The sequence below is a fragment of the Bradyrhizobium sp. STM 3566 genome (assembly GCF_045571445.1).
GTDB classification, from domain to species: domain Bacteria; phylum Pseudomonadota; class Alphaproteobacteria; order Rhizobiales; family Xanthobacteraceae; genus Bradyrhizobium; species Bradyrhizobium vignae.
The window spans coordinates 7690854-7712832 of the sequence record NZ_CP120692.1 but is presented as its reverse complement, the minus strand read 5'-3'; the positions used below and the strand labels follow the sequence as shown (position 1 = coordinate 7712832).

Sequence of the window (21979 nt, the reverse complement as noted above, 5' to 3'; positions counted from 1 at the left end):
AGCCATCCTCACGGGCACCAATCGCGTGTTGTCGAACAAAAGTGGGGTGCTCATGTCAGACGAAGCAAACAAGGGCCTGTTGTCGCCGCTGCGGCGCAAATTGTTGATGGGAATGGCGGCCGTGCCGGCCATCACGATGCTGCCGCGGGCGTCCTTTGCGCAGGCGCCGGCGACCTCGGCGGTCAACACCACGGGTCTGGCAGTTACCGACACCGAAGTGACGGTTGGCATCCTGCATTCGGCGACCGGCACCATGGCGATCTCCGAGACCGGCTCGATCCAGGCCGAAAAGCTCGCGATCGAGCAGATCAACGCGGCGGGCGGCGTGCTCGGCCGCAAGATCAAGTTCATCCAGGAGGACGGCGCATCGGACTGGCCGACTTTCGCCGAGAAGGCGAAGAAGCTGCTTGTGAACGACAAGGTTGCGGCGATCATGGGCTGCTGGACCTCGGCCTCCCGCAAGGCGGTGCTGCCGGTGGTCGAGCAGTATAACGGCATGCTCTACTACCCGACCTTCTACGAAGGCCTCGAGCAATCCAAGAACGTGATCTACACCGGCCAGGAAGCGACCCAGCAGATTCTCGCCGGCCTGAACTGGATCGCCAAGGAGAAGGGCGCCAAGTCGTTCTTCTTCATCGGCTCGGACTACATCTGGCCGCGCACCTCCAACAAGATCGCCCGCAAGCACGTCGAGAACGTGCTCAAGGGCAAGGTCGTCGGCGAGGAATACTATGCGCTCGGCTCGACCCAGTTCAACTCGGTCATCAACAAGATCAAGCTGACCAAGCCCGACGTGATCTTCACCGACGTCGTCGGCGGCTCCAACGTCGCCTTCTACAAGCAGCTCAAGGCGGCCGGCGTCGATCTCGCCAAGCAGCCGCTGCTCACGATCTCGGTGACCGAGGATGAGATCGACGGCATCGGCGGTGAGAACATCGCGGGCGCCTATGCCTGCATGAAGTACTTCCAGTCCCTCGACAATCCCAACAACAAGGCTTTCGTGTCGGCGTTCAAGAAGATGTGGGGCGGGAAGACCGTGATCGGAGACGTCACCCAGGCTGCCTATCTCGGCCCATGGCTGTGGAAGCTGACGGTCGAGAAGGCCGGCTCCTTCGACGTCGACAAGATCGCCGCTGCCTCGCCGGGCGTCGAGTTCAAGGGAGCTCCGGAAGGCTACGTGCGCATCCACGAGAATCATCACCTCTGGTCGAAGACCCGGGTGGGGCGCGCCAAGCTCGATGGCCAGTTCGAGCTGATCTACGAGACCGCCGATCTCGTCGAGCCGGATCCGTTCCCCAAGGGCTATCAGTAAGAGCCGCGGCGTTCGCCGCACTTTCCCCCAAAGGCAAAACCGCTCCCTGGCGTGGACCGCAAGTCCATGCCTCAAGCCCCCGCGTCGCGAATCTGCTCGCGACGCGGGACCCTTTCCCGACGGAGGACATAGATGTTCGGCGACTATTCGATTGGCGACCTCGGCTCGATCTTCGTCATGCAGGGGTTTGCCGGACTGATCCTGTTCTCCGTCTACGTTCTGATGGCGCTCGGGCTCGCGATCATCTTCGGCCAGATGGGCGTCATCAACATGGCCCACGGCGAGTTCATGATCCTCGGGGCCTACGTCACCTGGATGACGTCAAATGTCTTCCAGACCTATTTGCCGAGTCTGTTCAGCGGTTACTTCTTCCTCGCCATGATCCTCGCTTTTCTCGCCTCCGGTGCGTTGGGGATGGTGGTGGAATGGGTGCTGATACGGCACCTCTACAAGCGCCCGCTCGATACGCTGCTTGCGACCTGGGGCCTCAGCCTGATGCTGCAGCAGGCCTATCGCTCCGTTTTCGGCGCGCGCGAGGTGGGTGTCGAGCTGCCGCAATGGATGCTCGGCTCGCTGCACGTGACCGACAGCATCGAGGTGCCGATCAACGGCGTCTTCGTGATGGGGCTCACGGTGCTGATCACCATCTCCGTCGCCTACGTTCTCTACATGTCGCGCTGGGGCCGCCAGGTGCGCGCGGTCGTGCAGAACCGCGTCATGGCCGGTGCAGTCGGCATCAACACCGAGAAGGTCGATCGCTTCACGTTCGGCCTCGGCTGCGGCATCGCGGGCGTCGCCGGCAGCGCCTTCACCATGATCGGCTCGACCGGGCCGACGTCGGGGCAGCTCTACATCGTCGATACGTTCCTGGTCGTCGTGTTCGGCGGCGCGGCGAGCCTGCTCGGCACAATCGCTTCGGCCTTCTCGATCTCGCAGACGCAATCCACCCTCGAGTTCTTCATGTCGGGCTCGATGGCCAAGGTGCTGACGCTGCTCGCGGTCGTCGGCATCCTGATGCTGCGCCCGCAGGGTCTCTTCGCCCTCAAGGTCCGGAAATAACGAGAGGCAAGTCATGATCATCAACTCACGCTTCTTCAACCGATCCGAGCTCATGGGCTTCATTGCCTTGGCCGCCGTGTTGTTCGTGATCCTGCCCCTGACGCTGGACGTGTTCCGCCTCAACCTGGTCGCAAAATACCTGACCTACGCCTTTGTCGCGATCGGTCTCGTGCTGTGCTGGGGATATGGCGGCATCTTGAGCCTGGGGCAGGGCGTGTTCTTCGGCCTCGGCGGCTATTGCATGGCGATGTTCCTCAAGCTCGAGGCCTCGAGCGTCGAGAACACCAAGATCCAGTCGACGCCCGGCATTCCCGATTTCATGGACTGGAATCAGATCACGGCGCTGCCGTTCTTCTGGCAGCCGTTTCACAGCCTGACCTTCACCATCCTCGCCATCATCTTGGTGCCCGGCCTGTTCGCCCTGATCATCGGCACCGCGATGTTCAAGCGCCGCGTCGGCGGCACCTATTTCGCGATCATCACCCAGGCCGTCGCCGCCATCCTCACCATCCTGATCGTGGGTCAACAGGGCTATACCGGCGGCATCAACGGCATGACCGATCTGCGCACGCTCAAGGGCTGGGACATCCGGCCCGACCACGCCAAGATCATCCTGTACTTCGTCGAGGTGGTGCTGCTGTTCGCCTGCATCGGCATCGCGCAATTCATCCGCCTGACCAAGCTCGGCCGCATTCTGGTGGCGATGCGCGAACAGGAGGACCGCGTCCGCTTCTCCGGCTACAGCGTCGCCAATTTCAAGATCTTTGCCTTCTGCATGGCCGCGATCTTCGCCGCGATCGGCGGCGCCATGTTCGCGCTCAATGTCGGCTTCATGTCGCCGTCCTTCGTCGGCATCGTGCCATCGATCGAGATGGTGATCTACACCGCCGTCGGCGGGCGGATGTCGATCTTCGGCGCGATCTGGGGCGCCATCCTGGTGAATTTCGCCAAGACCAGCCTGTCGGAATCTTTTCCGCAACTCTGGCTGTTCGGCCTCGGCGCGCTGTTCATCGCCGTCGTTCTCGCCTTCCCGAACGGTCTGTCCGGGCTCTGGGCCGATTACGTGCAGCCGCGCATCGATCAGCTGTTCGCCTCGCGCAGGGCGAAGGCGGGCTGGAACGACAACTCCGTCGCCGACGGCGCGCCGGCAGAGTGAGGAGGTAGATCATGCTCATCGGTCATCAGCCCAAGGAATTCCTGCTCGCGGTTTCCGGACTGACCGTCTCGTTCGACGGCTTCAAGGCAGTCAACGATCTCTCCTTCTACGTCGAGGAGAACGAGATCCGCGTCATCATCGGTCCCAACGGCGCGGGCAAGACCACTGTGCTTGACCTGATCTGCGGCAAGACCAAGGCAACGTCGGGTTCAATTCAGTTTCGTGGCAAGGAGCTCACGAAAATGAGGGAAAACGAGATCGTGCAGACCGGTGTCGGGCGCAAGTTCCAGACGCCGTCGGTGTTCGAGGACCTCACCGTTTTCGAGAATCTCGAGATCTCGTTTCCGCGCGGCCGCACCGTGTTCGGCTCGCTGACCTTTCAGCGTGATCAGCTGGTGAAGGACCGGGTCGAAGAGGTCGCGGAGATGATCTTCCTGAAGGACAAGCTCAATACCTATGCCGACGAGCTCAGCCATGGCCAGAAGCAGTGGCTCGAGATCGGCATGCTGCTGATCCAGGATCCGGACCTGTTGATGCTCGACGAGCCCGTCGCCGGCATGAGCGTGTCCGAACGCGCCAAGACAGCCGAGCTGCTCAACCGCATCATCAAGAATCGCTCGGTGCTGGTGATCGAGCACGACATGAAATTCGTCGAAGACATCGCGCACAAGGTCACCGTGCTGCACCAGGGCCAGATCCTCTCGGAGGGGACGATGGAGAAGGTGAAGAACGATCCCAAGGTCGTTGAAGTCTATCTGGGACACTGACGATGGCGAGTAAGGGGCAAGCACGCGCGGTCCACCCCTCCCATAGGGAGAGGTCGAATGGCGCAGCCATTCGGGTGAGGGGCTTCGCTCCCTCGATGGACCTGCGCCCCCTCACCCGGCGCTGCGCCAAAGCCGAAGCTTCGCTTCGGCGTTTTGAAGCATGGCCGCGAAGAGCGGCCTATGCCTCTCCCCGCCGGGCAGAGGTGAAGAAGCACCGAGTCTAGGAGCCAACGATGCTGGCAATTTCAGATCTTCACGTCGCTTACGGCCAGAGCGAGGTGCTGCACGGGCTCAACGTCAAGGTCGCGCCGAACGAGATCGTCGCGATCATGGGCCGCAACGGCATGGGCAAGACCACGCTGATGAAATCGCTGATGGGCATCCTGCCGGCCAAAAGCGGTTCGGTGACCATGGACGGCGCCGAGCTCGGCGGTCTCAAGAGCTACGAGCGCGTCGCCAAGGGCCTCGCCTATGTGCCGCAGGGTCGCATGATCTTCTCCACCATGACGGTGAAGGAGAACATCGAGACCGGCCTCATCGTCTGCGGCGGCTCCGAGGTGCCAAGCGACATCTACGAATTGTTTCCGGTGCTGCTGGAGATGAAGGGCCGCCGCGGCGGCAATCTCTCCGGCGGCCAGCAGCAGCAGCTCGCGATCGCGCGCGCGCTTGCGACCAAGCCGAAGGTGCTGCTGCTGGATGAACCGACAGAGGGCATCCAGCCGTCGATCATCAAGGAGATGGCGCGCACGCTCAAGCGCATCCGCGACGAGAAGGGGCTCTCGATCGTGGTGTCCGAGCAGGTCCTGAGCTTCGCGCTCGATATCGCCGACCGCGTGCTGGTGATCGAGAACGGCGAGATCGTGCGCGACGATCCGTGCGACGCCGTCGATGCCGCGCAGGTCTCGAAATATCTGTCCGTCTAACCAACCGCAAGTAGAAGGGGAGCATCTCGATGCCAGAGACACTGATCAAGGTCGATCTCACCAAATCGGCCTATGAAAACGACATGGTGCACAACCGCTGGCACCCCGACATTCCGATCGTGGCCTGGGTCAATCCCGGCGACGACTTCATCATCGAGACCTATGACTGGACCGGCGGCTTCATCAAGAACAACGATTCCGCCGACGACGTGCGCGACATCGACCTGTCGATCGTGCACTTCCTCTCCGGCCCGATCGGCGTCAAGGGCGCCGAGCCCGGCGATCTCCTCGTCGTCGACCTGCTCGACGTCGGCCCGCTCAAGGAGAGCCTTTGGGGCTTCAACGGCTTCTTCTCCAAGCAGAACGGCGGCGGATTCCTCACCGACCACTTCCCGCTGGCGCAGAAGTCGATCTGGGACATCAAGGGCCTCTACACCTCCTCGCGCCATGTGCCAGGCGTGAATTTTGCTGGCCTGATCCATCCCGGCCTGATCGGCTGTCTGCCCGATCCGAAGATGCTTGAGACCTGGAACAAGCGCGAGGCCGAGCTGATCTCGACCAATCCGACCCGCGTGCCCGGTTTGGCTAACCCGCCGTTCGCGGCGACCGCCCATGGCGGCCGTGCCAAGGGTGACGTCAAGGCCAAGATCGGAGCGGAAGGTGCGCGCACTGTGCCGCCGCGCGAGCATGGCGGCAATTGCGACATCAAGGATCTCTCCCGCGGTTCGAAGATCTATTTCCCGGTCTACGTGCCCGGCGCAGGTCTTTCGATGGGCGACCTGCACTTCAGCCAGGGCGACGGCGAGATCACCTTCTGCGGCGCCATCGAGATGGCCGGCTGGCTGCACCTGAAGGTCGAGGTGATCAAGGACGGCATGTCGAAATACGGCATCAAGAACCCGATCTTCAAGCCGTCGCCGATCACGCCCAACTACAAGGACTATCTGATCTTCGAAGGCATCTCGGTGGATGAAGCCGGCAAGCAGCATTATCTCGACGTCCACATCGCCTACCGCCAGGCCTGTCTCAACGCGATCGAATACCTGAAGAAGTTCGGCTACTCCGGCGCCCAGGCCTATTCGATCCTCGGCACCGCGCCGTGCCAGGGCCACATCTCCGGCGTGGTCGACGTGCCCAACGCCTGCGCCACGCTATGGCTGCCGACCGAGATCTTCGACTTCGACGTGATGCCGTCGGCGGCCGGACCCATCAAGCACATCACTGGCGACATCCAGATGCCGATCTCGCCGGACAAATGATGCCGCGCTCCCTCTCCCCGTTCTTGCGGGGAGAGGGTCGGGATGAGGGCTGCCTTCGCATGAGCGCAGCAGCGAGCTCCGTTGAACACGTTAGGGATGATGCGATGCCCGTCTATGAATATCTCTGCGACGACTGCGGACCTTTCAAGGACCTCCGCCCGATGGCGGAATGCGATGATCCGCAAAGTTGCCCGCATTGCGAGAGCATGGCCCCGCGGGTGATCCTGACGGCGCCGAACTTCTTCTGCATGCCCGCGGAGAAGCGCAAAGCGCATGCCGTCAACGAGCGCAGCACGCACGCACCGCAGACGCTGGCGCAATACAAGGCCTCGCACGGACCCGGCTGCGGCTGCTGCTCGTCGGGCAAGACGGTGAAGGACAAGAGCTCGACGGACAGGAAAAAGCCGGCGCGGCTGATGACCAAGACCAGGAGCGGCGCCAAGGGCTTTCCGACCGCGCGGCCCTGGATGATCAGCCACTAACCCCACGCCTCACGCCAATAAAAGACAGGAGCGCTGAACATGCTTCACGGCGACATTTCCAGCAGCAACGACACGGTCGGTGTCGCGGTGGTCAACTACAAGATGCCGCGCCTGCACACCAAGGCCGAGGTGCTCGATAACGCCCACAAGATCGCCGACATGATCGTCGGCATGAAGGCCGGCCTGCCCGGCATGGATCTCGTGATCTTTCCGGAATATTCCACGCAAGGGATCATGTACGACTCCAAGGAGATGTACGAGACCGCGTCCGTGGTGCCGGGCGAGGAAACCGCGATCTTCGCCGAGGCCTGCCGCAAGGCCAAGGTGTGGGGCGTATTCTCGCTCACCGGCGAGCGCCACGAGGAGCATCCGCACAAGGCGCCCTACAACACCCTGATCCTGATGAACGACAAGGGCGAGATCGTGCAGAAGTACCGCAAGATCATGCCCTGGGTGCCGATCGAAGGCTGGTATCCCGGCAATTGCACCTATGTCTCCGAGGGTCCGAAAGGCCTCAAGGTCAGCCTGATCATCTGCGACGATGGCAATTATCCGGAGATCTGGCGCGACTGCGCCATGAAGGGCGCCGAGCTGATCGTGCGCTGCCAGGGCTATATGTATCCGGCCAAGGAGCAGCAGGTCATGATCTCGAAGGCGATGGCGTGGGCCAACAACGTCTATGTCGCGGTCGCCAATGCTGCCGGCTTCGACGGCGTCTATTCCTATTTCGGCCACTCCGCGATCATCGGCTTCGACGGTCGTACGCTCGGCGAGTGCGGCGAGGAGGATTATGGCATCCAGTACGCCCAGCTGTCGAAACATCTGATCCGCGACGCGCGCCGCAACGGCCAGTCGCAAAACCATCTCTACAAGCTGGTCCACCGCGGCTACACCGGCATGATCAATTCCGGCGACAGCCCGCGCGGTGTCGCGGCGTGCCCGTATGACTTCTACAAGAATTGGATTAGGGATCCCGAAGGCACGCGGGACATGGTCGAGGCGATGACCCGCTCGACGCCGGGGACGGACGAGTGCCCGATCGAAGGCATCCCGAATGGAGCGTCCCCGAGCAATTACTGAGTCAGTGCTGGTGCACGTCACCCGCTCGTGACGCCGGCAAGGAACTCGTGCACCACGTGTCGGAGATTACCGCTTCTGCTCCGTGGGTCTGCGCGGTGGGCGCGGGGCCGTAGTAGCTGCCGGCACGCCGCTCATCTTGTTGGCAGCCTCGCTGACGTCGAGCAGCGAGCGGCGGATGTCTTCGAGGTAGGTCGCCGACTTCTTCTTCATGGTGCCGGCAAGCTCGTGCAGCTCCTTGATTCTCTCGAACAGCTCGTCGGCCTTGCCGTCGACGAAGCCCGGCACCACGCCCTCGATCCTTGCGACCGCCTTGTCGAATCCCGCAAAGGCGCTGTCGACCTTGGCCATGACCGAATCGATCTGAGCACCCTTGCTCCTGAGATCGGCGGTGGTGGTCTCGAACGTACGCAGGCCCTCCTTGATCGCGGGGGCGTTGTTCACGATGGCACGGTCGACGCTGTGCAGGGTTTCGACGATGGATTCGGCATCGCTGAGATCGGCGGTCAGCACGGGGATGCCGTCTGCGTCGAGCGGCACCGGCGGCGCAGAGGGGGCGCCGCCGATCAGTGAGATGGCAGCAATGCCGGTGAGGCCCTGGAACTCGATGCCTGCCACGGTGTCCTTGCGGATCGGCGCGGTGTTGTCGAGCGCGACGAGCGCCACGATCCTGCGGGGATTATCCAGCTTGATCGACAGGATCTGGCCGGCGGGCACGCCGTCGAAATTGACCGGCCCACCGCGGCGCAGTCCGCTGGCGGAGCCGCCTTCGAACACCACGCGCAACTGGCTGCGGCTCTGGATCGTGCGCCATTTCTGCACGCCGAGCAGGCCGCCGAACGCCACGGCGATCGCCGCCAGCGTCGCCGTTCCGATCACAAGATTGCTCGCGCGTGCCATGCGGGAGCGATTCTACGGCCAAACCGGGGAAGTTGGAAGGAGCCCGCAATGGTACATCGGGCGGGTTAACGACTTGTCCGCCGAAGCGCGAGGAGCGAAGCCGAAATCGTGATCCGCTAACGCCGCGTGTGTGGATGGACCTGATTGGCGGATCACGCTGCCGCTAACCCGACCGCCCCCTTCAATGCCCGGCCGCGCGTCTTGCCGCGGCGTTGTTGAGCACGATCAGCGCATCGACCGCGACGCCCGTCCTGGTGTTGATCAGGAACGGGTTGATGTCGACCGAGGCGATCCGGTCGCCGGCATCCGCGATCAAATTGGACAGCCCGACCAGCGCCTTCACCGCCGACGCCTCATGCAAAGCCGGCCTGCCGCGATAGCCGCGCATCTTGATCCCGGCCTTGGTGCGGCCGATCAGCAGCCGCGCCTCGGCCTCATCCAGCGGCGCGCCGGCGAGCGCGACGTCCTTCATCAGCTCGATGTCGATGCCACCGGTGCCGAACAGCACCACCGGCCCCATCTCGGCATCGAGCGAAGCGCCGACCACGAGCTCGAGCTCGGCCTTGACCTGCTGTGCGATCAGGATGCCATCGAGTTTCGGCTTGCCCTTCAGCTTCTTGACCCGTGCGGTGATGTCGGCGAACGCCTTCTTCACCTCGGCCGCGCTGTTGAGATCCAGCACCACACCGCCGATGTCGGACTTGTGCAGGATCTCTGCGCTGACGACCTTTGCCACGACCGGAAATCCGATCTGCGTGGCAATCGTCGCGGCTTCCGCCGCGGTCTGTGCGATCGCCTCCTTCGAGATCGGGATGCCGTAGGCCTTCAGCAGCTTCTTCGAGGCGACCTCGTCGAGTGCGGCGCCAGTCGCCGATCTCAATGCCTTCTCCAGCACGGCACGCGCGGCGGGTTTAGAGCTGGAGACGATGTCGGGCACCTCCTTGCGCAGCTTCGCGTAATCGAGCAGCGACTTGATCGCGGTCACCGCGCGGTCCATGCCCTGCATGACCGCAAGATGGGGCAGGGATTTGCGCAGGCTCTTGGTGAATTCGGTGAAGCCGATCGACATCGCACTGACATAGATCACGGGCTTTGCGGCCCGGCTCGCCATCTCGTTGACGATGCGCAAATTCCGCTCGCGCAGCTCGTGCGGCACCTTCGGCAGCTCGGCATCGATGATGACGATGTCGATATCGGGATCGTCGATCATCAGCTTGATCGATTTCATGTAGACGGAGGGATCGACGACGGCGGCAAAGCCGGCGTCGAGCGGATTGCCGACGATCGAGCCCGGCCCGAGCATTTTTGCCAGCTCCGAGCTGACATGCGGGCTTAGCGGCGCGAAGTTCAGGCCTTCCTTGTAGAAGGCGTCGATCAGCATGCCGCGTTTGCCGCCGGACAGCGTCACGGCCGCGAGCCGGTCACCTTTCGGCACGGCAGAATGAACGAAACATTCGGTGGTCTCGATCAGCTCGTCGAGGCCCCCAACCCTGATCACGCCTTCGCGTGTGGCGATCGCGTCGAACGTCTCGATCGAGCCCGCCAGCGCGCCGGTATGTGCCATCGCTGCGGCGCGGCCACCCTCCGATGCCCCGAGCTTGAGCGCGATCACGGGCTTGCTGGCGGCGCGCGCCGCCTTGCAGGCATCGCGGAACGCCCTGGTGTTGCGCACGCCTTCGAGGTAGACCACGATCACCCTGATGCTCGGATCCTCGGCGAAATAGCGCATGAGGTCGGGCGTCTCGAGTCCGGCCTCGTTGCCTGTCGTCACCATGTAGCCGACCCCGACGCCGCGATCCTCCAGCGCCTGGCGGATCGCCATGACGATGGCGCCGGATTGGCCTGCGATCGCCACCGCGCCTTGCTCCATGGTGACGATGCGGTCGTCGATATTGGTGAAGAGCTTCTCGCCGGCGCTCAAGTTGCCGAGGCAGTTCGGGCCGGTGACGGCGAGGCCCGTCTCGCGGATCGCGGCCTGCAATTCGGCGGCGAGCCTCTGGCTTTCGTCATCCTGCAGCTCGCTGAAGCCTGAGGTGACGATGGTGGCCGAGCGAGCGCCCGCCGCGGCGGCATCGCGGATCACCTGCACGGCGAAGCGCGCCGGCACCAGCACCAGGACGTGGTCGGGCTTTTCCGGAAGGCTCGCGAAATCCTTGTAGCAGGTAACGCCCCAGATGATCTCGCGTTTGGCGTTGACCGGATAGAGCCCGCCCTCGAAGCCGTATTTGACCAGATTGTTCCAGATGCGCTCGGCATAATTGCCGGGCTTATCGGTCGCGCCCACCAACACGATGTTGTGCGGGTGCAGCATGGCGTGGATTCCCTTGACGATGTCGCTGGCATCTGGCGGCGGAGACCATACGAGGGACGCGGATGCAGCAGACACACGGGCTTCCATGGCGTGACCTCACCTGTTGTTGTTCTTTGGTGGCGCGTCACTCTGTTCTATGGCGAGTCCTTCGGAGTGGCAACCGTGTGGCTGGTATGCCGTGTGGTGGAATGAAGTGCGCATCGGTGTGTGTCAGTCCGATCGGCGATCTATCTGTCGGCTCCAATCAATGTCGCATGCAGGACGTAGCGTTCGGGACCAGAGGTCACGGCGTCGAACGGCCAGCAGGTCGCGAGGACAAGCCCGAAACCTTGTGCCGCGGCGTCGATACCGGATGCATCGAAGCGGACCACGGCCGACGAATCCGCGCGATAGCGAAAATGTCGACCGTCGCTGCGCGTGACATCGATGACGTCACCCATGGCAACATTCCGCAGGAAGCGGAAATGAGTGTCGCGATGCGCGGCATAGACAGCAGTTCCGCGTTCGCCAGCATCAGCCGTGTGCTGGACATGGCCGGGCCCGAAAGCAAGCGCCTGTCCGCTCGCACCTTCCAGCACGATGGCGCTGGCGCCGATCCGCTTGACCTCGATCCGCGCCACCGGCCAGGTGTCGGCCCACGACCATGGCTTCACCGCCTGGCCCGTCGCAATGCTCCTGTCGAATGCCCGCTCCAGCAACACCTGCGCCAACCACGCCTTGGCATGGATATAGGCGCCGTCGCCGAACAGGATGAGGCCGATCAGCGCCAATAGCAGGGGAGAGATGAGGCGGGGCATTGTGGTTCGTCTCCCGTCATTGCTTCGTCGCTTCGCTCCTCGCAATGACGATCAAAAAAAGGCGCGCGCGGCCGTTTTACGGGACGGGCAGCCGCGCGCGCTAACAGAGGAGTTCGGGGATGCTCCTCTCTCAAGCGGCGTCGGTGAGCAAGGACCGGCGCCGTTTGAACACGAACAGGGTCAGGGCGAGCACGATCAGGATCAGGCCTGCGATCATCTTCAGCTCGGCCGAGGTTGCAGTCTTGGGCAGGCGGATCGCATCGGGTGCGGCGGGTGTCGGCCGTCGTGCCGCCGGCTGATCGCGCGCATCGGCATGACGTTCGCGCAGCTGCGTCGGCGTCGGATGCGGCCGTTCGCCGAACACTTTCTCGAAGTCCCAGCCGGCCGGAAGATTGATCGGCAGGTCGCTGAGCTTGAGCGGTTCGCCCTCAGGACGGCTCGGTGTCTTGTCGACCGCGACGAGGCTGGTCAGTCGCGTGACGATCTGATGATCGAGCGCCAGCGCCAGGATCGCCTTGTCGGCTTGCTCTGGCGTCATCCCGCGCAAGGTGCGCGCCACTTCGGCATCGCTGATCTTGCGCTTGGCCCAGAGCTTTGACAGGCCCTTGCCCTCGGCGCCGTTTTGCAGCGGCAGCGTCACCGACCACGGACGGTCGCCGACGCGGCCCTTGATCTCGAGCGAGCCCGCGAGCTTGTCGAGCCCGGCCGCCAGCACCAAGGGCTCGTCGCGATAGACGTCCGGAATGATCGCCGGGGTGACGTCGGCTTTGGTGTCGGAGAATTTTGCGCTGAGACCGGTCACCGCCGGATTTTCCAGCTTGGCGAAAAGGCCGCGCATGCGCTCCTCCACCTGCTCGACGGAGCCGATATGGGTGAAGGCACCGCGGCCGAGCTCGGCGGCACGGGTCATCAGATAGGTGTTGGGCGCCGACCCGATGCCGACCATGAACACGCGCGAGCGGCCGCGCATCGTCGTGATCGCATCGAACAATTGCTGTTCGTTGCCGATCGCGCCGTCGGTCAGGAACACGACCTGACGAACCATATTGGTATCGCCGAGCTCGTCGGTCAGCGCCGCGCGCATCGCCGGCACCATCTCGGTGCCGCCGCGCGCCTGCAACGCGCCGACGAACGAGGTCGCCTCGCCGACATGGCTGGCATCCGCCGGCACGGAGGCCGGAAACAGCACGTCCATGGTGTCGTCGAAGCGGATCACGTTGAACCGATCATTCGGCTGCAGGCGGCCGAGCGCATAGAGCAGGCTCGCCTTCGCCTGGACGATCGAGGTGCCACCCATCGAACCGGAATTGTCGATCACGAACACGACCTCGCGCGGTAGCGGCTTCTGCGTCGCCTGCTCGGCGCTCGGCGGGGTGACGAAGGCGAGCACGTAGTCGGCATCGCCGACATGCTCGCGGAACAGGCCGACCGACGGTGCCTTCTCCGGGGTCGGCTTCCAGGTCAGCTCGAAATCGCCGTCGGCAGGGACAGCGCCATCAGCAAGCGTGACGATGCGCGTCGTGTTGTCCGGGCTCTCGATCTTAACGTTATGATGGTGGCTCTTGACCTCGCCGAGCGCAAAGCCGGCGTTCAGGCGCACCGTGATGCTGGTCGGGTTGACCGGCGCGTTCCTGGCAGGATCCAGCACCGGCGGCGAGATGCGGTCGCGATCCGGCACGGGATCCGATGTCGTCGCGCCCCAGCCCGAGCCGTCCTTGCGGAAGTCGACGCTCTGCACGATCGGCGCCGGATTGTAGCGCGGAGCGACCAACAGCGGCAGGCGCAGCGAATACTCATTGCCGGATTGATGCACCGGCTCCTGATATTCGATCTGCACCAGCACGGTCTCGCCGGGGCCGATATTGGCGACCGAGTTGGTGAAGATGTTGGGCCGCTCCTGCTCGGTCAGCGCGGCCTTCCGGCCGGCGCGGCGCGCCTCCTCGTAGATCACGCGCGCCTGCTGCCGCTCCTTGATGTCGCCGACGATGACGCGGTCGCCGACCACCATCTTCAGCGTGTCGACGGCGCCATCGGTCGCGAGCGGATAGACGTAGGTGGCTTCGACCCAATCCTTGGTCGGGTTGCGAAACACCTGGGTGACGCGCGCGCGCAGCGTCGGGCCCGATACCGTGATATCGATGTCCGTGCCAAGGCGGATCGCCTCGGCATAGGCGCCGTCTTCCTTCAACAGCAGGCTGCCGGATCTCGCGTCGCCGGGCTGGAGCAGGCCGGCCTGTTCGGTCGTTGCCGACCAGCTCGTCCCGAAGCTCACCAGCAGCGCCAGGACGGCGACCAGCATCACTGCGATGCTCTGTGCGAGAAGGAACAGTCCGACCTTGATGAGCCGGCTCAACAGGGGGTGTTCGTCGCTCTCCGCCGTGTCGTAGGTGTCCATTTGGCTTGCTCCCGAAGCGTGTTTTCTGGTTCTCAACATCCGCCGGCAGGGCACCTTTTCGCGAGCAGAATGATCGGCAATGTTCCGCCGCGGCCGGCCCGGACTTGCTTCCGCCGGGGCGGCCATGTGCGGTTTTGTGCTGGTTTGTCCGCCCTGCTAGGATGGGACTCTCAGGGCAGGGTTGACGATGCAGACGCAGGCCGACAAGCAGCTTTCAGACGAGCAGAGCCGCGAGATCGCGGAAACCATTCGCGAGGAGCTGGCCAGACGCCGGATCTCCCGGCAGGCGCTGGCGGAGCAGGCCAAGCTTAGTCTGTCGACGCTGGAGAAAGTTTTAGGCGGCCGCCGGCCGTTCACGCTGGCAACGACGGTCCGTCTGGAGCAAGCGCTGGGCGTGTCCTTGCGCAAGAACGCCGTCGTCGTGACGCCTCCCGCCGAAAACGATGTCGCGCCCGACAGCCTCGGCTCCTATGCGCATCGCGCCGTCACCTGGCTCGAGGACGTCTACGTCACCCTGCGGCCCTCATTCGGCGACAAGGATGCGATCTTCGCCTATCGCACCGAGATCGTCTGGGAGCCGAAGGTCTCGTCGCTGGTCTTCCGCGAGGGCGATCGGACCGATGCCCCCTATGAGCACACCGGCGAGGTCGCCGTGCCCCATCAGTCCGGCTTCATCTACCTCGTCATCATCAAGCACGGCCAGCATCGCGTGATCACGGTGTCGCGCCCGACGGTTTCCGGCGAGATGTACGGCATCATCTCGACGCTCCGCGCCGGCCCCGGCTCGCAGTTGACGCCGATCGCTGCACCCATCGCCTATGTACCGATCAGGAACGTTGCGAAGCCGTCCCTCGGGCGGGTCGCGTCCGGCGATGCCAACTATGAGCTGTACCGAAAGCACCTGCGCCGCACGGTGGATGAGCCGTTCGCGCTGTTCCTGCCGGCATAACCTCGCCTCGACCTCGTTCCCTTGAAAAGATAGCGGCCTTTTCGGCCGCTATCTGCCGGGGGCGTATTCAACCGGTCCGGACTAAAGCGCGATGAGATTTGGATGAATCGTCATCGCGCTTGAGCTTGTTGTTTACGCATGATCTTTCCGGAAAACCGCTTCGCACTTTTCCGGATCATGCTTTAGCCTCCGATTTCGGCGCTGATGATGTCGCCGAATAGCTCCCATTGACCAGCCTTGAACCGGATCATCTTGAGCTGCTCGATCGGCGCGAAGTCGTTGGCGCTGGTATTGATCTTGATGCCCGGGATGAGCGTATCGGGCGCAAAGTCCTTCAGGCTCGCGGCCTGCTTCATCACGTTCTCCCGCGTCAGATTGTCCCCGCACTGCTTCAAGGTCTGCACCAGGGTCTGAGCAGCGGCATAGCCGTAGACGAGATTGGTGTCGGAGACGTTGGCGCCCGGCATGTACTTGTCGATGAAGGCGAGGAATTTCTTCATGCCTTCATCATCCTTCCATTGCGGGTCTGATGCGTCCTTCAGATAGGTCGCCGACAGCACGCCTTCCGACGCGTCGAGCCCCGCGGGTTTCATCACCGCGCCGATCGAGATCGACACGTCGGTCATCACGTGCATCGGCTTCCATTCGAGCTCGGCGATCTTCTTGATCGCCTGTGCCGCGAATTTCGGCGTCGAGATGTTGACGAACACGTTGGCGCCGGTGCCCTTCAGCTTGACGATGTGGGAATCGATCGAGGGCTCGGTGGTCTCATAGCTCTCCTCCGCCACGATCAGCGAAGATGCCTTCTCGCCAAAGATCTCCTTGATGCCGGCGACGTAGTCCTTGCCGAAATCGTCGTTGGCATAGAAGATGGCGACCTTGGCATCCGGCTTCGCCTGCAGGATATATTTCGCGAAGATCCGCGCCTCGACGCGATAGCTCGGCTGGAAGCCCATGGTCCAGGGAAAGTTCTTCGGGTCATTCCATTTGCTGGCGCCCGTGGCGAGGAAGAGCTGCGGCACCTTCTTGGCATTCTGATATTTCTGCACGGCGGTCTGGGTCGGCGTGCCCAGCGCGTTGAACACCAGGAACACCTCGTCACTCTCGATCAGCTTGCGGACCTGCTCCACGGTCTTGGGCGGCGAATAGCCGTCATCGTAGGAGATCCAGTTGATCTTGCGGCCGTTGATGCCGCCCTGGTCGTTGATCATCTTGAAATAAGCTTCCTCGGTCTTGCCGATGACGCCGTAGGCGGAAGCAGGGCCCGAATAGGCCTCGACATTGCCGATCTTGATCTCGGTGTCGCTGGCACCGGTGTCGTACTTCTTCTGCGCAGAGGCGCTCTGAACCGAGAGCAAGGTCAGAGCCGTCGCCGCGGCGAGTAAGGCGATTTTCTTGTTCTTCATGGAAATACCTTCGCTTTTGTGGGGTGGGGCAGGCACTTCAAAAAAGAAAAGCGCTCGTGAGGGGCGCTTCTTTCAGGCGTTGGCGACTTTCTTGTCGACTTCGGAAGTCACCGAGAACTGCTTGCGCAAGGTCGGCTTGTGGATCTTGCCGGTGGCGTTGCGCGGCAGCGCATCGACGAAGCGGATCTGGCGCGGGCATTTGAAGCGCGCCAGATTGGCCGCACAATGCGCAAAGACGTCGGCCTCGGTCAGCTTCTGGCCGGGCTTGAGCGCGACGATCGCAAGGCCCACCTCGCCCCATTGCACGTCGGGAATGCCGATCACGGCGGCTTCCGCGATCGCGGTGAGCTGGTGCAGGACGTTCTCGACCTCAGCCGGATAGACGTTCTCGCCGCCCGAGATGTACATGTCCTTCCAGCGGTCGACGATGTAGTAAAAACCCTCATCGTCGACGCGCGTGGCATCGCCCGTATGCAGCCAGCCATCGGTGAAGGATGTCTTGTTCGCCTCCGGCCTGTTCCAGTAGCCCGGCGTGATGTTCGGCCCCCGAACCCAGAGCTCGCCAAGCTCGCCGACATCGGCGTCTCTGCCATCGGGGCAGACGACGCGCACCTCGGTGTGCAGTACCGGCTTGCCGGCGGAGCCGGCCTTGCGCGCCGCATCCTCTCGGTCGAGCACCAGCACGGCCGGCGAGGTCTCGGTCATGCCATAGCCCTGCTGCAGCGCGACGCCGCGTGCCTCCCAGACTTTCAACAACGGCACCGGCATCGGTGCGCCGCCGACACCGCCGACGATCAGCCGGCTGAGATCGGTGGTCGCGAAGGCCGGATGCTGCGCCATGAACTGATAGATCGCGGGCACGCCGAAGAACACGTTGATGCCCTGCGCGGGATCGTTGATCAGGCCGAGCGCCGTGCCGGGATCGAATGCGCGCATGATCATCACGGTCCCGCCTGCGTGCAGCACCGGATTGGTGTAGCAATTCAGGCCGCCGGTGTGGAACAACGGCAGCACGGTGAGCAGCACCGAGGACGGACCGATGCAGGCGGGGCCGCCGAGATTGACGCAATTCCAGAACGTCATGCCATGGGTGATGGTCGCGCCCTTCGGATGTCCGGTCGTGCCCGAGGTGTACATGATGGTCGAGATATCATCGAGCGTGACCTCCTCGGCGCGGCCCAGCGGCTTTGCGGCTGCGATGCCGGCCTCATAGGTGCCGCCCGGACCAAGCAGCAGGTTCGTCGTAACCCCGCAAAGCTTCGCCACGCTCTGCGCGGTCTCGGCCAGATCAATATCGTGGATCATCACCTTCGGCGCGCAATCGCCGGTGATGAACTGAAGCTCGGGAACGGTGAGGCGGGTGTTCAGCGGCACGAAGATGGCACCCAACCGGCCACAAGCGAACTGCACCTCCAGCGTATCGGTCGTGTTTAACGCCAGCACTGCGACGCGATCGCCGCGCGAGACGTTGAGCGTGTGGCGCAGGAACGAGGCGAGGCGCGAGACACGGGCATCCAGCTGCGAATAGGTGAAGCGTCGCTCGCTCGCGAGATCGATGAGCGCGACCTTGTTCGGCGCGCGGCGTCCATGATGGGCGATCCAGTCGTAGTAACGAATGGCCAAGAATTCCTCCCTCGGGCGGTCTTGTGCGCCCTCTTTTCTTTGTTGCCCATGCACCATGCCCGGCGTGGCCCTGGGGGCCAGCCGGAGTCTGTGCAGCAACTTTTTTGCGCCAGAGTTGGCCTGCGAGCGGCGAAAATCGTCTTGCGTTGAGTGGCTAGGTTGCTGCCTTGCCCGGAGCGCCGGCTCCAGTCAGCCACTCCGCGCAAGTGAGCTGCCAAGGTTCCGGCCATGGTTGTCGGGACGATTCCCTCCACTAGGCACCTGTGCGATGAAGAGTCCGTTCTATACCGCCGAGCATGACGCCTTCCGCGACGTCATGCGCCGCTTCGTCGAGAAGGAGATCACGCCCTTCGCCCACGAGTGGGACGAGGCCGGCGAATTCCCGCGCGCGCTCTACCACAAAGCGGCCGAGATCGGTCTGTTGGGGCTCGGATTTCCCGAGGAATATGGCGGGATCGCCGCCGACCAGTTCATGAAGATCGTGGCCAGCCAAGAGCTGGCGCAAGCCGGCGCCGGCGGTATCAGCGCCAGCTTGATGAGTCATACGATTGGATCGCCGCCGATCGCGCGCGCGGCGCGGCCCGAGGTGAAGGCACGTGTGCTGCCGCAGGTGCTGTCAGGCGAGAAGATCTCCGCGCTTGCGATCACCGAGCCGGGCGGCGGCTCGGACGTTGCAAACCTTCGGACGCGGGCGCGCCGCGACGGCGATCACTACGTCGTGAGCGGCGAGAAGACGTTCATCACCTCCGGGATGCGCGCCGATTACCTGACTGTTGCCGTGCGCACCGGCGGCGAGGGCGCCGGCGGCGTCAGCCTGCTCCTGATCGAGGGCGACACGCCCGGCCTGTCGCGGACGAAGCTGAAGAAGATGGGCTGGTGGGCCTCCGACACCGCGACCTTGCATTTCGACGAATGCCGCGTACCGGCCGAGAACCTGATCGGCGAGGAGGGGCACGGCTTCAAGATCATCATGCAGAATTTCAACAGCGAGCGCATGGGCATGGCGGCGAGCTGCACCGCCTTCGCGCGTGTCTGCCTCGACGAGGCGATCGCCTATGCCAAGGAGCGCAACACCTTCGGCAAGCCGCTCGCGCAGCACCAGGTCATCAGGCACAAGATCGTCGACATGGCGCAGAAGGTCGCCGCTTCCCAAGCGATGCTGGAAATGCTGGCCTGGCGGCTCGAGCAGGGCGAAAGCCCGGTCGCCGAAATCTGCATGATGAAGAACCAGGCGACGCAGACCATGGCGTTCTGCGCCTCCGAGGCCGTGCAGATCTTCGGCGGCGCCGGCTTCATGCGCGGCATCAAGGCCGAGCGCATCTACCGCGAGGTCAAGGTCAACGCCATCGGCGGCGGCACCGAGGAGATCATGAAGGATCTGGCGTCAAGGCAGATGGGGTTATGACGCTCACCGTCATTCCGGGGCGACGCGAAGCGTCGAACTATGGTGCGCTCTTGCGCACCTGCGAATCTCGATCTTGTAGGACCTAATCTCTGGATTCCGGGTTCGCGCTTCGCGCGCCCCGGAATGACAAAGGGGAAAGAATGCTATTCACCGCCGACCACGACGACATCCGCCGTTCCCTGCAAAAATTCATCGCGAACGAGATCAATCCTCATGTCGACGAATGGGAGAAGGCCGACATCTTCCCGGCGCACGAGCTGTTCAAGAAGATGGGTAGCCTCGGCTTCCTCGGCCTGAACAAGCCGGTCGAGTTCGGCGGTTCCGGCCTCGACTACTCCTACGCGCTGATGATGGCCGAGGAGCTCGGCGCCATCACCTGCGGCGGCGTACCGATGGCGATCGGGGTGCAGACCGATATGGCGACGCCCGCGCTGGCGCGGTTCGGCTCGGACGAGGTGCGGCGCGAGTTTCTGGCGCCGTCGATCTCGGGCGATTTCGTCGCCTGCATCGGCGTTTCCGAGCCGGGCGCCGGCTCCGACGTCGCCTCGATCAAGACTCAGGCGCGTTCCGACGGCGACGATTACGTCATCAATGGCGGCAAGATGTGGATCACCAACGGCACGCAGGCCGACTGGATCTGCCTGCTCGCCAACACCGGCGACGGGCCGGTTCACCGCAACAAGTCTCTGATCTGCGTCCCCATGAAGAGCAAGGGCGTCACTGTCGCGCGAAAGCTCGACAAGATGGGCATGCGCTCGTCCGACACCGCGCAGATCTTCTTCGATAATGTCCGCGTGCCCAAGCGCAACCGGATCGGTGAGGAGGGCAAAGGCTTCACCTACCAGATGATCCAGTTCCAGGAGGAGCGGCTCTGGGGTGCCGCGGCCTGTCTGAAGGCGCACGAATACATCATCGATCAGACCATAGAGTACACCCGCAATCGCCAGGCTTTCGGCAAGTCGATCCTCGACAACCAGGTCGTCCATTTCAAGCTTGCGGAGATGCAGACCGAGGTCGAGCTGCTGCGCGCGCTGATCTATCGCGCGGGCGAGCAGCTGGTCGCGGGCGAGGACGTGACGCGGCTCGCGACCATGGCCAAGCTGAAGGCTGGCCGGCTCGGCCGCGAGCTCACCGACGCCTGCTTGCAATATTGGGGCGGAATGGGCTTTACCAACGAGACGCCGGTCAGCCGCGCCTATCGCGACAGCCGCCTGACCTCGATCGGCGGTGGTGCCGACGAGGTCATGCTGATGGTCCTGTGCAAGATGATGGGCACGCTGCCCGGCAGCAAAGGAAGTGCTTGATGATCACACTCTACCACTGCGACGCCGCGCGCTCGTTCCGCCCGCTCTGGATGCTGGAGGAGATGGGGCTGCCCTATGAATTGAAGATGCTGCCGTTCCCGCCGCGGGTGTTCGCCAAGGATTATCTTGCGCTCAATCCGCTCGGGACCATCCCCTTCCTGATCGACGGCGAGACGCGGATGACCGAATCCTCCGGCATCTGCCATTATCTCGGCATCACATACGGCCCGACGCCGCTGATGGTGGGACCGGAAGATCCCGCCTATGGCACGTTCCTGAACTGGATGTATTTCAGCGACGCCACGTTAACCTTCCCGCAAACGCTGGTGCTCAGATACACCCAACTCGAACCGGAGGAGCGGCGCAACCCGCAGGTCGCCACCGATTACGCAAAATGGTTCCTGGGCAGACTGCGCGCGGTCGAGGCCGCCACGGCCAATGCCGAAAACTTGTGCGCGGGCCGCTTCACTGCCGCTGACATTGTCATCGGTTATGCGCTGCGCCTCGCCCACAGCATCGGTCTTGCCAAGGATTTTGGGCCAAATGTCGCGGCCTATTGGGCACGCCTGCAGCAGCGCGACGGCTTCAGGCGCGCGGTTGCTGCTGAGCAAAAGGCCGGAAACGAGCAGAATGTTGCACCACGCGTGCGTTGAGATTGTCGTTCCGGGGTGATGCGAAGCATCGAACTCCGGTGCGCCGTTGCGCCTGAGAATCCTCGAGGTTCCGGGTTCGGTCCAATGGACCGCCCCGGAACGACGGCGCTGTTTCCATGACAGCGCTATCCTATCGTGACAGCGCCCAAATTTCCGCTAAGGTGACCTCCGTCCGCAGCGGCCAGAGAGCCGCGCGAGGAG

General features: G+C 63.3%; 18 protein-coding genes. 12 read left to right on the top strand and 6 right to left on the bottom strand.

What is annotated here, in order from left to right; all coding sequences use genetic code 11:
- The first annotated feature begins 52 nt into the window (after positions 1-52).
- The 8 genes from urtA (at position 53) to P6U27_RS36565 (ending at position 8038) form a co-directional block, all read left to right on the top strand.
- Positions 53-1312: an urea ABC transporter substrate-binding protein gene (urtA, locus tag P6U27_RS36600; RefSeq protein ID WP_407193506.1), complete on the top strand. Its 1260-nt coding sequence runs from the start codon at positions 53-55 to the stop codon at positions 1310-1312.
- A gap of 132 nt (positions 1313-1444) precedes the next feature.
- Positions 1445-2371: an urea ABC transporter permease subunit UrtB gene (urtB, locus tag P6U27_RS36595; protein WP_407193505.1), complete on the top strand. Its 927-nt coding sequence runs from the start codon at positions 1445-1447 to the stop codon at positions 2369-2371.
- 13 nt (positions 2372-2384) lie between these two features.
- Complete coding sequence (gene urtC / locus P6U27_RS36590; protein ID WP_162500515.1) at positions 2385-3527, top strand: urea ABC transporter permease subunit UrtC; 1143 nt, start codon at positions 2385-2387, stop codon at positions 3525-3527.
- A gap of 11 nt (positions 3528-3538) precedes the next feature.
- Positions 3539-4294 carry an urea ABC transporter ATP-binding protein UrtD gene (gene urtD, locus P6U27_RS36585; RefSeq protein ID WP_027575221.1) on the top strand — a complete coding sequence of 252 codons (756 nt, stop codon included), beginning with the start codon at positions 3539-3541 and terminating at the stop codon, positions 4292-4294.
- A gap of 233 nt (positions 4295-4527) precedes the next feature.
- Positions 4528-5217, top strand: a complete 690-nt coding sequence (gene urtE / locus P6U27_RS36580; RefSeq protein WP_407193504.1) for an urea ABC transporter ATP-binding subunit UrtE — start codon at positions 4528-4530, stop codon at positions 5215-5217.
- A 29-nt stretch (positions 5218-5246) separates the two neighbouring features.
- Positions 5247-6476, top strand: a complete 1230-nt coding sequence (fmdA, locus tag P6U27_RS36575; RefSeq protein WP_024336981.1) for a formamidase — start codon at positions 5247-5249, stop codon at positions 6474-6476.
- A gap of 104 nt (positions 6477-6580) precedes the next feature.
- Positions 6581-6958, top strand: a complete 378-nt coding sequence (locus P6U27_RS36570) for a zinc ribbon domain-containing protein (protein ID WP_122406188.1) — start codon at positions 6581-6583, stop codon at positions 6956-6958.
- A gap of 39 nt (positions 6959-6997) precedes the next feature.
- A complete protein-coding gene (locus tag P6U27_RS36565; RefSeq protein WP_122406187.1) occupies positions 6998-8038 on the top strand; it encodes an aliphatic amidase in 1041 nt (346 codons plus the stop codon).
- A 66-nt stretch (positions 8039-8104) separates the two neighbouring features.
- On the opposite strand, the gene P6U27_RS36560 is transcribed toward P6U27_RS36565, so the two are convergent.
- The 4 genes from P6U27_RS36560 to P6U27_RS36545 form a co-directional block, all read right to left on the bottom strand.
- Positions 8105-8935, bottom strand: coding sequence for an MlaD family protein (locus tag P6U27_RS36560; RefSeq protein ID WP_122406186.1), 831 nt, complete (start codon positions 8933-8935; stop codon positions 8105-8107).
- A gap of 181 nt (positions 8936-9116) precedes the next feature.
- Positions 9117-11333 (bottom strand): acetate--CoA ligase family protein, encoded by a 2217-nt coding sequence (locus P6U27_RS36555; protein WP_407193503.1) that lies wholly within the window; start codon positions 11331-11333, stop codon positions 9117-9119.
- A gap of 140 nt (positions 11334-11473) precedes the next feature.
- Positions 11474-12043, bottom strand: coding sequence for a class GN sortase (locus P6U27_RS36550; protein WP_407193502.1), 570 nt, complete (start codon positions 12041-12043; stop codon positions 11474-11476).
- Positions 12044-12173: 130 nt separating this feature from the next.
- Complete coding sequence (locus P6U27_RS36545) at positions 12174-14438, bottom strand: marine proteobacterial sortase target protein (protein WP_407193501.1); 2265 nt, start codon at positions 14436-14438, stop codon at positions 12174-12176.
- A gap of 187 nt (positions 14439-14625) precedes the next feature.
- Here P6U27_RS36545 and P6U27_RS36540 point away from each other — a divergent pair, with 187 nt between their 5' ends.
- Positions 14626-15387 (top strand): transcriptional regulator, encoded by a 762-nt coding sequence (locus P6U27_RS36540; protein ID WP_407193500.1) that lies wholly within the window; start codon positions 14626-14628, stop codon positions 15385-15387.
- Between the two features lie 182 nt (positions 15388-15569).
- Here the strand turns inward: P6U27_RS36540 and P6U27_RS36535 are convergent, their stop codons facing one another.
- Positions 15570-16793 carry an ABC transporter substrate-binding protein gene (locus P6U27_RS36535; protein ID WP_407193499.1) on the bottom strand — a complete coding sequence of 408 codons (1224 nt, stop codon included), beginning with the start codon at positions 16791-16793 and terminating at the stop codon, positions 15570-15572.
- 72 nt (positions 16794-16865) lie between these two features.
- A complete protein-coding gene (locus tag P6U27_RS36530; RefSeq protein WP_407193498.1) occupies positions 16866-18416 on the bottom strand; it encodes an acyl-CoA synthetase in 1551 nt (516 codons plus the stop codon).
- 268 nt (positions 18417-18684) lie between these two features.
- Between P6U27_RS36530 and P6U27_RS36525 the strand changes: the two genes are divergently transcribed.
- The 3 genes from P6U27_RS36525 (at position 18685) to P6U27_RS36515 (ending at position 21778) form a co-directional block, all read left to right on the top strand.
- On the top strand, positions 18685-19821 hold the full coding sequence (locus P6U27_RS36525) for an acyl-CoA dehydrogenase family protein (RefSeq protein ID WP_407193497.1): 1137 nt from the start codon (positions 18685-18687) through the stop codon (positions 19819-19821).
- Positions 19822-19961: 140 nt separating this feature from the next.
- Positions 19962-21125 (top strand): acyl-CoA dehydrogenase family protein, encoded by a 1164-nt coding sequence (locus tag P6U27_RS36520; RefSeq protein WP_407193496.1) that lies wholly within the window; start codon positions 19962-19964, stop codon positions 21123-21125.
- Positions 21125-21778 (top strand): glutathione S-transferase family protein, encoded by a 654-nt coding sequence (locus P6U27_RS36515; protein ID WP_129142278.1) that lies wholly within the window; start codon positions 21125-21127, stop codon positions 21776-21778. Before P6U27_RS36520 ends, P6U27_RS36515 begins: the two co-directional genes overlap by 1 nt.
- Positions 21779-21979 lie beyond the last annotated feature (201 nt).